The 12397-nt window shown below is 61.7% G+C and carries 9 protein-coding genes; 4 read left to right on the top strand and 5 right to left on the bottom strand.

Annotated features, from left to right (window positions below; translation table 11 throughout):
• The first annotated feature begins 28 nt into the window (after positions 1-28).
• Genes moeB through ACFZPT_RS13195 form a run of 4 tightly spaced genes read left to right on the top strand, consistent with a single transcriptional unit; the run spans position 29 to position 4591 of the window.
• Positions 29-1891, top strand: a complete 1863-nt coding sequence (moeB, locus tag ACFZPT_RS13210) for a molybdopterin-synthase adenylyltransferase MoeB (RefSeq protein WP_099312255.1) — start codon at positions 29-31, stop codon at positions 1889-1891.
• A 24-nt stretch (positions 1892-1915) separates the two neighbouring features.
• Positions 1916-2830 (top strand): PLP-dependent cysteine synthase family protein, encoded by a 915-nt coding sequence (locus ACFZPT_RS13205; protein ID WP_034099867.1) that lies wholly within the window; start codon positions 1916-1918, stop codon positions 2828-2830.
• A gap of 37 nt (positions 2831-2867) precedes the next feature.
• Positions 2868-3860, top strand: a complete 993-nt coding sequence (locus tag ACFZPT_RS13200) for a serine O-acetyltransferase (RefSeq protein ID WP_034099726.1) — start codon at positions 2868-2870, stop codon at positions 3858-3860.
• 2 nt (positions 3861-3862) lie between these two features.
• Positions 3863-4591, top strand: a complete 729-nt coding sequence (locus ACFZPT_RS13195) for an alanyl-tRNA editing protein (RefSeq protein WP_034099727.1) — start codon at positions 3863-3865, stop codon at positions 4589-4591.
• Positions 4592-4658: 67 nt separating this feature from the next.
• Here the strand turns inward: ACFZPT_RS13195 and ACFZPT_RS13190 are convergent, their stop codons facing one another.
• The 5 genes from ACFZPT_RS13190 to prpC all read right to left on the bottom strand — a co-directional run bounded on the left by ACFZPT_RS13190 (position 4659) and on the right by prpC (position 12397).
• Complete coding sequence (locus ACFZPT_RS13190) at positions 4659-5573, bottom strand: hypothetical protein (protein WP_143506445.1); 915 nt, start codon at positions 5571-5573, stop codon at positions 4659-4661.
• Positions 5574-5721: 148 nt separating this feature from the next.
• Positions 5722-7206 carry a 2-methylcitrate dehydratase gene (gene prpD / locus ACFZPT_RS13185; RefSeq protein WP_099312251.1) on the bottom strand — a complete coding sequence of 495 codons (1485 nt, stop codon included), beginning with the start codon at positions 7204-7206 and terminating at the stop codon, positions 5722-5724.
• Between the two features lie 129 nt (positions 7207-7335).
• The gene (gene prpF / locus ACFZPT_RS13180) at positions 7336-8526 is read right to left on the bottom strand and encodes a 2-methylaconitate cis-trans isomerase PrpF (RefSeq protein ID WP_099312269.1); all 1191 of its coding nucleotides are present in this window, start codon (positions 8524-8526) and stop codon (positions 7336-7338) included.
• An 11-nt stretch (positions 8527-8537) separates the two neighbouring features.
• Positions 8538-11132: a Fe/S-dependent 2-methylisocitrate dehydratase AcnD gene (acnD, locus tag ACFZPT_RS13175; protein WP_034099730.1), complete on the bottom strand. Its 2595-nt coding sequence runs from the start codon at positions 11130-11132 to the stop codon at positions 8538-8540.
• Positions 11133-11269: 137 nt separating this feature from the next.
• The gene (gene prpC, locus ACFZPT_RS13170) at positions 11270-12397 is read right to left on the bottom strand and encodes a 2-methylcitrate synthase (protein WP_034099731.1); all 1128 of its coding nucleotides are present in this window, start codon (positions 12395-12397) and stop codon (positions 11270-11272) included.

Here is a 12397-nt window from a genome sequence, read left to right as displayed (position 1 = left end):
CCATCACCTTCAACCACGCGAGAGAAACATGGACGTGCTCCGCCCCGACGCCCTGGAACAGATCTACACCCACGCCAGCCGCACCTATCCAGAGGAATGCTGTGGCTTCGTCTTCGCCGACGGCAGTGTGTACCAGGGCAGCAATATCCAGAATGAGCTGCACCGCAAAAACCCCGAGATGTACCCGCGCAGCGCGGCCAATGGCTACACCTTCTCGGTAGCCGACACCCTGCTGATGAACAAGGCGTTTCGCAGCGACAACCCGGTGGTAGTGATCTACCACTCACACCCGGATGTCGGCGCCTATTTCAGCGACGAAGACCAGGACAAGGCACTGTTCATGGGCGAACCGATCTACCCGGTCAGCTACCTGGTGGTCGATGTTCGCCAGGGCCAGGCCCTGGGTTCCAAGCTGTTTGCCTGGGATGGCAAACAGTTCGCTCTTAACCCTTTCAACGACCTGCACACGGAGTTGTCCATGAACGCTGTCTCTTTCCCCGACATTCTGGTCCGCGTGGCCAAGCTGCCGGAATCGACCCTTGAGGGCACCGGATCGACATTGCGCGAAGTCATTGAAAACCTCTGCAGCAGCCACCCGCAACTGCGTCCGCATCTGTTCCACGAAAAGAACAACCAGCTCAAGGAACACTTCCTGTTTACCGCCGAGCAAGAGCTGATCAGCGCCGACGACCCGCTGCCGGAAAAAGCCAGCATCGAAGTGCTGCTCGCCACGTCCGGTGGGATGGACGTGGACACCCTGAGCAACGAAGAAGTACAGCGCTACGTGCGCCACATCACGCTCCCCGGCGTGGGTCGCGAAGGTCAGTTGAACCTCAAGAAAGCCAAGGTGCTGATCATCGGCACCGGCGGCCTCGGCTCGCCCATCAGCCTGTACCTCGCGGCGGCCGGCGTCGGCACCCTGGGGCTGGTGGACTTCGACGTGGTGGAAAGCAGCAACCTGCAACGCCAGATCGTCCACGGCAACAGCACTCTCGGCCTGCCGAAGGTCGAATCAGCCAAACAGCGCTTGCTGGACCTCAACCGGCATATCCGGATCAATGCCCACGACACCGCCCTGAATGCCGACAACGCCCTGGACCTGGTGGGCGCCTATGACCTGGTGATCGACGGCACCGATAACTTCGACACCCGCTACCTGGTCAACGACGCGTGCGTACAGTTGGGCAAGCCCTTGGTATACGGCGCGATCTACCGTTTCGACGGGCAGATCAGCGTGCTCAACTACCAGGGCGGGCCGTGCTACCGCTGCCTGTTCCCCAGCCCACCGCCCGCCGAACTGGCGCCCAATTGCAGCGCCGGCGGTGTCATCGGTGTGCTGCCGGGAGTGGTCGGAATGATCCAGGCCACCGAGGCCATCAAACTGTTGATCGGCATTGGTGAACCATTGTCCGGCCGGTTGATGCGCTTCGACGCCCTGGCGATGAAATTCAGCGAGATCCGCTTCAAGCGCCGCGCCGACTGCCCGTGCTGTTCGGACCTGCGTCACAGCCAAGCAATAGCGCCGGCCGTGTGCGCCGATGCCATGCCGCGCGCACCTTCACTGGCCGAGGAACGCTACATCAAGCCCCAAGGGCTCAAACAGGTCATCGAACACCCCAGCAGCGCCGACGTACTGTTGGATGTACGCGACGCCAGTGAACTGGAGGTATGCAAGTTGCCGGGGGTGGTGCATATCCCTCTGTCGGAGCTGGACGGGCATCTGGACCGCCTCAACCGCGACAATACCCATTACCTGATCTGCTATGCCGGCACCCGCGCCGAGCAGGCCGCCAGCACGTTGCTGGCGGCGGGCTTTGCCAACACCAAAGTCCTGCAAGGCGGCATGAAGCACTGGGTTCGCGACGTCGAACCCGACATGCCTTTGTACTGACCACCGGCCATGGGTTCCTACCTCATGCTGCATAACTCTATTCTCGACGCCATCGGCCAGACGCCCATCGTGCGTCTGGCGCAATTTTCCGAAGACCTCGGCATCGAGGTCTACGCCAAGCTGGAATCCCTCAACCCCGGCGGCAGTCACAAGGCGCGCATCGCCCTGGGCATGATCCTCGATGCCGAGCGCCGAGGCGTGCTGATCCGGGACTCCGGGCAAACCATCATCGAGCCCAGCGGCGGCAACACCGGCATCGGCCTGGTCATGGCCGGCAACGTGCTCGGCTATAAAGTGGTGCTGGTGATTCCCGACAATTACAGCCCGGAAAAACAAAAATTGCTGCGCCTGTACGGAGCCAAGGTGGTGCTGTCGGACAGCCGCCTCGGGAACAATTCCCATGGCGAAAAGTGCATGGAATTACAGCTGGAGAACCCCAGCTACGTGATGCTCAACCAGCAGCGCAACGGCGCCAACCCGCAAACCCACCGCGACACCACCGCACGGGAAATCATCCGCGCCTTCGGCGACCGCCATGTGGACTACTTCGTCAGCGGCATCGGCACCGGCGGGCATATCACCGGTATCGGCGAAACCCTGAAGACCGCCTGGCCCGCCATCCGTGTGATGGGCGTGGAGCCGGAAGAATGCGACCTGCTGAAAAACCAACACGCACCGCACCATATCCAGGGTCTGTCGATCGGGCTGATCCCCAGCATCCTCAACGTGGATGTGATCGACGGCATGCTCAAGGTGTCGCACCAGGACTGCAAGGACATGATGAAACGCATCATGCGCACCGATGCCATCAGCCTGGGCCTGTCATCTGCCGCCAATATGGTGGCCATCGCCAGGCTCGCTCCCGAATTACCGCCCGAAACGGTGGTGCTGACCATGGTCTACGACAATGCCGACAGCTACCTGCCTAGTTTCGACTAACCGGTTTTCCAACCCTCCAGAATGCGGGGATGCCTCCATGGGCGGCTTTATCGACATGCAACACCTGCACGATGAGTTGCTCACCCATCTCATCAAGACCCTGACGCCCGCGCAGATGAAGCAATTGGAGCCGCATCTGGCGCCGCTGATCCAGAACGCCGCCCAAGCGATTGCCGAGGATTTGATCGCCTATGCCTATCGCGACCCGGCATCCCGTGGGCGGGGCGAGCTGATTCTGGAGTCCTATGCGTCGTTCAAAGCGGTGCTGTACTACCGCCTGGCCCATCTGGTGTGGAATTTTCCCGACACCCCCAACGGCATGTTCTCGCGCATCGCCCTCAAACTGAGCAACCAGGGCAAGGTGCTCTCAGGTGCCGAAATTCACCCGGCGGCCCGTATCGGCCGGCGTTTTGTGCTGGACCACGGCTACGGCACGGTGATTGGCGAAACCTGCGAGATCGGCAACGACTGCTACATCCTCTGCGGCGTGACCCTGGGTGCCCGGGGCATTGCCAACAACCCCGACGGCAAGCGCCATCCGCGCCTAGGCAACAACGTCGAGGTCGGCTCCGGGGCCCGCGTGCTCGGCTATGTACTGATCGGTGACAACGTGTTTATCAGCCCGTCCTGTGTGATTACCCAGGACGTGCCGGCCGGCACCAAGGTCAAGGTGGTCAACCAGATCCAGCTGCAAAAGCACGATGAGTCGGACAACAGCAAGTACCTCGGTGCGTTCGCCTTGGACGAGCGCCTGCATGTGGTCGGCGAGATCAATACGAGCCACAAGGTCACCGTGCTCGATGCCGATTTCCACCCGCTGCCGGGATTGATGCTGGAGCCCACCGTCAAGGAGCGCCATCACCTGCAGTTTCGTCTGCACCGCGTGGAACCCGCCAGCCACCTGCCGCGCCTGCCGCTGAACCTCAAGGTCTGCGGGCCGGAATTCGAGATCACCCTGCTCTCTCCCCCTGGCTTGAGTGCAATGGTGCGTCATCTATTGCAAGCCAGCCCACTGATCGTCGGAGGATGAACATGTCCGTGCATACCATGGAAACCCTGGCGCTGTTCGACAGCGCGCCCTATCAGAACGCCTTCAGCGCCCGGGTGATTGCGGTCAGCGAACACGGAATCGCGCTGGAGCACACCTTGTTCTACCCCACCGGTGGCGGCCAACCAGGCGACACCGGGCACTTCACCTTGCCGGACGGCACCCGGGTGGAAGTGATCGGCACCGTGCGCGACCCGGCCTTGCGTTCGATTATCTGGCACCAGGTCGAGCAGCGGCCCGAACAGTTGACCGCCGGCGTGCAGGTGGATGCCGGCCTGGACTGGGAGCGGCGCTACCAGCACATGAAGATGCACACTTGCTTGCACCTGCTGTGCTCGCTTATCGATGCGCCAGTGACCGGATGCAGCATCAGCGCCGACAAAGGCCGCCTGGATTTCGACCTGCCGGAAATGACCCTCGACAAAGACACCCTCACCCGCGACCTCAATGCCCTGATCGAACAGGCGCACCCGGTCAACACCCTGTCGATGCCCGCGTCGGAATACAGCACTTTATTGCAGATCACCCGTACCCAGGCCGTCGCACCGCCGGTGATGCAGGGCTCGGTGCGGGTTATTGAAATTGCCGGTATCGATATCCAGCCTTGCGGCGGCACCCATGTGCTCAACACCGAGGAAATTGGGCGGGTGTTCTGCGAGAAGATCGAGAAGAAGAGCAAGCACAACCGCCGGGTGATTTTGCGGTTCGAATGAAACGACCCATAGGTGGCGGTCAATAGAGGGGTGGATAGACCTCCTCTCTATCGACCTGATTGTTGCCTTAAGATTTTGCTGCTTTGGCTTTTAGGAGATTAGTGAGCTCCTCTACTTGCCGCTGCAGATGTTCGAGCACCTTGCCGTACTGAACGGACATCTGTTCTATACGGGCACGAAGTTGCTGGTTTTCACGCAGGTAATCATTGACGCCGGGATTCTCGGACGGTGTGTCGTTGGCTGCCTGAGTGGACGGATCTGCGTTATTCGTGTCTGGCGTATCATCGACCGCGGAAGGATCCGAGGGGGTCGTGCCCCGAGCGTCCGAGCCTTGGGGAGCAACCTGATTGGATGGAGCCCCGCCCTCGTGCAGCCTCTCAGCCAACGCTTGTATTTGCTCTTGAAACTTCGTGACGATCGCTTCGAATTGAGTTTGCATGCGCACAACCGCTTCCTTCAGTTGCTTATTTTCGAGCGTCAGCTGCTGAAAACTCTGCGGCGTCTGTTGCTCTGACACCGGTGGGTTTTCTGACCGGGCTGCTACTTCAGACGGTGCGCTGCTCCCGGAACCGCTACTAGCATCTGGCGTCGATGGCGAACCTTCTTGTACAGGCGCCCCGCTTTTGCCGAATTGTTCCTGGAGATTATTCAGTTGCTGGCTAAGTTTGATAATTTGCGGCGAGAACTCAGTCCTCATTTGTTCTAGCTTTGCACGCAGTTCTTGGTTTTCTTTAGACAGCTGCGCCAGTGCGGCGGGATCAGCTTGTGTGGCCGCTGCAGTCGAGTTGACGATGCCACGATGTGCAGAAAACTGCCCGCGTTGTTGCGTCGACATCGAATGCCGGGGTGACGCTGAAGGGGAATGGCTGCTTGGCGATTCCTGCACTTCGGCATTGCCCTCATTCCGATCGGACGATGGCTTAGGAGGCATTTCGTAGTTTGCGTGATAAGGCGCGTACTGTTGAGTGTTTACACTGGTCATGAGGCATCTCTCAGGTTCAAGAAGTTATCCAAGATGGCCCGGTGGCGGGCCGTCTGACTACCTGATTGGCAGCTACCTGAAAACGGTTCCTCATAAGTAGGAAACATGACTCTCAAAGAGCGTCTTCGCTATGCCTCGAAAGTCACCGTCAGATCACCCATGCGTCCACAAACCGGTTCACCGGCGTCGCCTCAAGCCGTGCCTGGTCGTTACACAACGCAAAAATTTCGGCACTGCGCTGCGCGCTGAACCGCGTGGCTAGGTTGGCCTTGAACTTGTCTTCCAGCAACGGAATGCCCTGTACCCGACGGCGACGATGACCAATCGGATACTCCACCACTACCTCTTCGGTGCAGCTGCCATCGGTGAAGAACACCTGCACCGCATTGGCAATCGAACGCTTGTCGGCCTCCAGGTATTCGCGGCTATAGCGCGGGTCTTCGACGATGACCATCTTGTCGCGCAGCTCGTCGATGATCGGGTGCGCAGCGTGGAACGCATCTTCGTAGTGCTCGGCCACCAGGTTGCCAAACGCCAAGGGCACGGCGGTCATGTATTGCAAGCAGTGATCGCGGTCGGCGGCGTTGGCCAGTGGGCCGACCTTGGAAATGATGCGAATCGCCGACTCGTGGGTGGTGATCACGATGCGTTCGATATCGTGCAGGCGGTTCTTGACCTGCGGATGTAACGTCACCGCCGCTTCGCAAGCGGTCTGCGCGTGAAACTCGGCGGGGAAGCTGATCTTGAACAGCACGTTTTCCATCACGTAAGTGCCATAAGGCTGACTCAGGCTGAACGCCCGCTTGTCTTCAGACTTGAGGGCCAAGTCCTGGTTGGTGTGGCTGAACAGCACGTCATAGAAGCCCCATTGCGGCGCGCTCAACACCCCGGGGATGCCCATTTCGCCGCGCAGCGCGATGTCCGCCAGGCGCACGCCGCGGCTGGAAGCATCCCCCGCCGCCCAGGATTTGCGCGAACCGGCATTCGGCGCATGGCGATAAGTGCGCAGTGCCTGCCCATCGACAAACCCGTGGGACAGCGCCGACAGCAACTGCTCGCGATTGGCCCCCATCAGTTTGGCGCTGACGGCGGTGGAGGCGACTTTCACCAGCAGCACATGGTCGAGGCCGACACGGTTGAACGAATTTTCCAGGGCAATTACGCCCTGGATTTCATGGGCCATGATCATCGCTTCCAGCACCGCACGTACCGTCAGCGGCGCATCGCCATTGGCCACGCGTTTTTGCGACAGGTGATCGGCCACGGCGAGGATGGCGCCCAGGTTATCCGAGGGGTGGCCCCATTCGGCGGCCAGCCAGGTGTCGTTGTAGTCGAGCCAACGCACGCTGCAGCCGATGTCCCAGGCCGCCTTGACCGGGTCCAGTCGATAGGAAGTACCCGGCACTCGCGCGCCGAACGGCACCACCGTACCTTCCACCATCGGCCCCAGATGCTTGGTGCATTCCGGAAAACGCAAGGCCAGCAGGCCGCAGCCGAGGGTGTCCATCAGGCAGTAGCGTGCGGTGTCCAGCGCGGTTTGCGACTCGATGCGGTAGGTGAGGACGTAATCGGCGATGTCCTGCAAGACCTGGTCATAGTCAGGACGATTATTCTGGTCGACATTGGCGCTCATGGCAGTTCTCCACAGTGGGTTAGGGGTTGCTCCGTCCTCAGGGTCAGGGTTGATCGCTTCGCAGGTCTGAGTGCCTGCTTATGGCTGTGGAAGGGGCTTGCCGCCTCCCACAGAGGATGGGTGTCGCGCTTAGAAAGCGTCGCCAGGGATGCGTACGAAACCTTCCATCAACACCCGCGCACTGCGGCTCATGATGGCTTTCTTCACCACCCATTCACCGTTCACTTGGGTGGCCTCGGCGCCGACGCGCAAGGTGCCGGACGGATGCCCGAAACGCACGGCGCTGCGCTCGACACCCCCGGCCGCCAGGTTGACCAGCGTCCCGGAGATTGCCGCCGCAGTGCCGATCGCTACCGCCGCGGTGCCCATCATGGCGTGGTGCAACTTGCCCATGGACAGGGCGCGCACCAGCAAATCCACATCGCCGGCCTTGATCGCCTTGCCGCTGGACGCCACGTAATCGGCGGGTTTGGCCACAAACGCGACCTTCGGCGTGTGCTGACGCTGGGCGGCTTCGTCCAGATGCTTGATCAAGCCCATACGCAAAGCGCCATGGGCGCGCACGGTCTCGAACATCGCCAGGGCCTTGGGGTCGCTGTTGATCGCGCCTTGCAGTTCGGTGCCGGTGTAGCCGAGGTCTTCGGCGTTGATAAAAATCGTCGGGATACCGGCGTTGATCAGCGTGGCCTTGAACGTGCCCACACCCGGCACCTCCAGCTCGTCCACCAGGTTGCCGGTGGGGAACATCGAGCCGCCGCCGCCCTCTTCTTCCGCCGCCGGGTCCATGAATTCCAACTGCACTTCGGCGGCCGGGAAGGTCACGCCGTCCAACTCGAAGTCGCCGGTTTCCTGGACCGCGCCGTCGGTGATCGGCACATGGGCAATGATGGTTTTGCCGATATTGGCCTGCCAGATGCGCACCACGGCCACGCCATCTCGCGGCACGCGGGCCGGGTCCACCAGGCCGGCGCTGATGGCGAACGAGCCCACCGCCGCCGACAGATTGCCGCAGTTACCGCTCCAGTCCACGAATGGCTTGTCGATGGAGACCTGACCGAACAGATAGTCCACGTCGTGCTCGGGGCGAGTGCTTTTGGCCAGGATCACGGTTTTGCTGGTGCTCGACGTGGCGCCGCCCATGCCGTCGATCTGTTTGTCATAGGGGTCGGGGCTGCCGATCACCCGCAGCAACAAGGCGTCGCGCGCGGCCCCCGGCACCTGCGCCGACGCGGGCAGGTCCTGGAGGCTGAAAAAAACGCCCTTGCTGGTGCCGCCACGCATATAGGTGGCGGGGATTTTGATTTGCGGTGCGTGTGCCATGTTCATCCTCTTCAGGCGGTCGCCGCCGATTCCAGGAAGTCCTGGGCAAAACGCTGCAACACGCCGCCCGCCTCGTAGATCGACACTTCTTCGGCGGTGTCCAGGCGGCAGGTCACCGGCACTTCGACACGTTCGCCATTCTTGCGATTGATCACCAGGGTCAATTGCGCGCGCGGGGTGCGGGCGCCGACCACGTCATAGGTTTCGCTGCCGTCGATCTGCAAGGTATGGCGGTTGGTGCCCGGCAGGAACTCCAGCGGCAACACGCCCATGCCCACCAGGTTGGTGCGGTGAATACGCTCGAAGCCTTCGGCGGCAATCGCTTCCACACCGGCCAGACGCACGCCCTTGGCCGCCCAGTCACGGGACGAGCCCTGACCGTAATCGGCGCCGGCGATGATGATCAACGGCTGCTTGCGCTCCATGTAGGTTTCGATGGCTTCCCACATCCGCGTGACCTTGCCTTCCGGTTCGATGCGCGCCAGGGAGCCCTGCTTGACCTTGCCGTTCTCGACGACCATTTCGTTGAACAGTTTCGGGTTGGCGAAAGTGGCGCGCTGCGCGGTCAGGTGGTCGCCACGGTGCGTGGCGTAGGAGTTGAAGTCCACTTCCGGCAAGCCCATTTTCGCCAGGTACTCACCGGCGGCGCTGTCGAGCATGATCGCGTTGGAAGGCGAAAGGTGATCAGTGGTGATGTTGTCCGGCAGCACCGCCAGCGGGCGCATGCCCTTGAGCGGCCGCGCCCCGGCCAGCGCGCCCTCCCAGTACGGCGGACGGCGGATATAGGTACTTTGCGGGCGCCAGTCGTACAGCGGCGCGACTTTCGGGCCGGTGTCCTCGTGCACCGCGAACATCGGGATATACACGGCGCGGAACTGCTCCGGCTTGACCGACGCCTGAACCACCGCGTCGATTTCCTCATCGCTTGGCCAGATGTCCTGCAGGCGGATTTCCTTGCCATGGGCGTCGTGGCCGAGCACGTCCTTTTCGATATCGAAACGGATGGTGCCAGCAATCGCGTAGGCCACTACCAACGGCGGCGACGCGAGAAACGCCTGCTTGGCGTACGGGTGAATACGCCCATCGAAGTTGCGGTTGCCCGACAGCACGGCGGTGGCGTACAGGTCGCGGTCGATGATTTCCTGCTGGATCACCGGGTCCAGCGCGCCGGACATGCCATTGCAGGTAGTGCAGGCAAACGCCACCACGCCAAAACCGAGTTTTTCCAGTTCATGGCCCAGGCCGGCTTCTTCCAAGTACATGGCCACGGTTTTCGAACCCGGTGCCAGGGACGATTTGACCCACGGCTTGCGTGTCAGCCCCAGTTTGTTGGCATTGCGCGCCAACAAGCCGGCGGCGATCACGTTGCGCGGGTTGCTGGTGTTGGTGCAACTGGTGATGGCGGCAATGATCACGGCGCCGTCGGGCATTTGACCGGGCACTTCGTCCCATTGGCCGCTGATGCCTTTGGAGGCTAGGTCGCGGGTGGCGACGCGAGCGTGGGGGTTGCTCGGGCCGGCCATATTGCGCACCACGCTGGAGAGGTCGAAGGTCAGGCCGCGCTCGTATTGCGCGCCCTTGAGATCGTCGGCCCACAACCCGGTGTGACGCGCGTACTGCTCGACCAGCGCGACCTGTTGGTCTTCACGCCCGGTGAGTTTGAGGTAAGCGATGGTCTGTTGATCGATGTAGAACATCGCCGCGGTGGCGCCGTACTCCGGAGCCATGTTGGAGATGGTCGCGCGGTCGCCGAGGGTCAGTTTGGACGCGCCCTCACCGAAAAATTCCAGCCAGGCGCCAACCACTTTCTGTTGGCGCAGGAACTCGGTCAATGCCAGCACCATATCGGTGGCGGTGATGCCCGGTTGCAGCTTGCCAGTCAGCTCCACGCCCACGCTTTCCGGCAGGCGCATCCATGAGGCGCGGCCGAGCATCACGCTCTCGGCTTCCAGGCCGCCGACGCCGATGGCGATCACGCCCAGGGCATCCACATGGGGGGTATGGCTGTCGGTGCCGACGCAGGTATCGGGGAACGCCACCCCGTCGCGCACCTGGATCACCGGAGACATTTTCTCCAGGTTGATCTGGTGCATGATGCCGTTGCCCGGTGGGATCACGTCGACGTTCTTGAACGCCTTCTTGGTCCACTCGATAAAGTGGAAACGGTCTTCGTTGCGACGGTCTTCGATGGCGCGGTTTTTCTCAAAAGCCTGCGGATCGGCACCGCCCGCTTCGACGGCCAGGGAGTGGTCGACGATCAACTGCGTCGGCACCACCGGATTGACCTGCGCCGGGTCGCCGCCTTGTTGGGCGATGGCATCGCGCAGGCCGGCGAGGTCCACCAGGGCGGTCTGACCGAGGATGTCATGGCACACAACACGTGCCGGGAACCACGGAAAGTCCAGGTCGCGCTTGCGCTCGATCAGTTGGCTCAGGGAGGCGTTGAGGGTGGCGGGGTCGCAGCGACGCACCAGGTTCTCGGCAAGCACACGAGAGGTATAAGGCAGCGTGGCATAGGCACCGGGACGAATGGCATCGACCGCCGCACGGGCATCGAAGTAATCCAGGCGACTGCCAGGGAGCGGTTTGCGAAATTCAGTGTTCATCGGTCAGGACTCGGTCACGGTGATTGCAAAAGGAAGACCTGCGCCGATCCAAAATTGAAATGCGACTTCAATGTGGAAGGGGCTTGCCCCTCCCACACTGGGTCCGGTTTCTACTTCGAGATCGTCGGTGTTCCCATTCAGCGACGTTCGATTGGCACGAACTTGCGCTGCTCGACGCCGATGTACTCGGCGCTCGGACGGATGATGCGGTTGTTGGCACGTTGTTCGAACACATGGGCGGCCCAGCCGGTCAGGCGCGAGCACACGAAGATCGGCGTGAACAGCTTGGTCGGGATGCCCATGAAGTGGTATGCCGAGGCATGGTAGAAGTCGGCGTTGGGGAACAGTTTCTTCTGCTCCCACATAGTCTTGTCGATGGCTTCGGACACCGGGAACAGCACGGTGTCGCCCACTTCATCGGCGAGTTTCTTCGCCCAGCCCTTGATCACTTCGTTACGCGGGTCGCTGTCTTTGTAGATCGCGTGGCCGAACCCCATGATCTTGTCTTTGCGCGCCAGCATGCCAAGGGTGCCTTCCACCGCTTCTTCGGCCGAGGCGAAGCGCTCGATCATTTCCATCGCCGCTTCGTTGGCGCCGCCGTGCAGCGGGCCGCGCAGGGAACCGATGGCGGCGGTGACGCAGGAATACAGGTCGGACAGGGTCGAGGCACAGACCCGCGCGGTGAAGGTCGAGGCGTTGAATTCATGCTCGGCGTAGAGGATCAACGACACGTTCATCACTTTGACGTGCAACTCGCTCGGCGTCTTGCCGTGCAGCAGGTGCAGGAAGTGGCCGCCGATACTCGGCTCGTCGCTCACGCAGTCGATGCGCTGGCCGTCGTGGCTGAAGCGGTACCAGTAGCACATGATCGCCGGGAAGGCAGCGAGCAGGCGGTCGGTGACATCGCGCTGGGCGCTGAAGTCTTTTTCCGGCTCGATATTGCCCAGGAACGAGCAACCGGTGCGCATCACATCCATCGGATGGGCGTCGGCGGGTATGCGTTCGAGCACTTCTTTGAGCGCCTGAGGCAGGTCGCGCAATTTGCTCAGCTTGGCACTGTAGGCCGCCAATTCGGTTTTGCTCGGCAGCTCGCCGTACAGCAGCAGGTAGGCGACCTCTTCGAATTGCGCGTCGGCGGCCAGTTCACGCACGTCGTAGCCGCGATAGGTCAAGCCGGCACCGGCCTGGCCCACGGTGGACAGTGCAGTCTGCCCGGCCACCTGACCACGCAGGCCGGCGCCACTCAATACTTTTGCTTCAGCCAT

The organism is Pseudomonas sp. MD330_10, assembly GCF_042610415.1.
GTDB lineage: Bacteria > Pseudomonadota > Gammaproteobacteria > Pseudomonadales > Pseudomonadaceae > Aquipseudomonas > Aquipseudomonas rhodesiae.
The sequence above is the reverse complement of the archived record's forward strand: the minus strand, read 5'-3'. Positions and strand labels throughout refer to the sequence as shown.

What these genes read in the sequence shown, in the direction of transcription:
- moeB (WP_099312255.1), top strand. Translation starts at nt 29, where the DNA reads ATGGACGTGCTCCGCCCCGACGCCCTGGAACAGATCTACACCCACGCC.
- ACFZPT_RS13205 (WP_034099867.1), top strand. Translation starts at nt 1,916, where the DNA reads ATGCTGCATAACTCTATTCTCGACGCCATCGGCCAGACGCCCATCGTG.
- ACFZPT_RS13200 (WP_034099726.1), top strand. Translation starts at nt 2,868, where the DNA reads ATGGGCGGCTTTATCGACATGCAACACCTGCACGATGAGTTGCTCACC.
- ACFZPT_RS13195 (WP_034099727.1), top strand. Translation starts at nt 3,863, where the DNA reads ATGTCCGTGCATACCATGGAAACCCTGGCGCTGTTCGACAGCGCGCCC.
- ACFZPT_RS13190 (WP_143506445.1), bottom strand. Translation starts at nt 5,573, where the DNA reads ATGACCAGTGTAAACACTCAACAGTACGCGCCTTATCACGCAAACTAC.
- prpD (WP_099312251.1), bottom strand. Translation starts at nt 7,206, where the DNA reads ATGAGCGCCAATGTCGACCAGAATAATCGTCCTGACTATGACCAGGTC.
- prpF (WP_099312269.1), bottom strand. Translation starts at nt 8,526, where the DNA reads ATGGCACACGCACCGCAAATCAAAATCCCCGCCACCTATATGCGTGGC.
- acnD (WP_034099730.1), bottom strand. Translation starts at nt 11,132, where the DNA reads ATGAACACTGAATTTCGCAAACCGCTCCCTGGCAGTCGCCTGGATTAC.
- prpC (WP_034099731.1), bottom strand. Translation starts at nt 12,397, where the DNA reads ATGGCTGAAGCAAAAGTATTGAGTGGCGCCGGCCTGCGTGGTCAGGTG.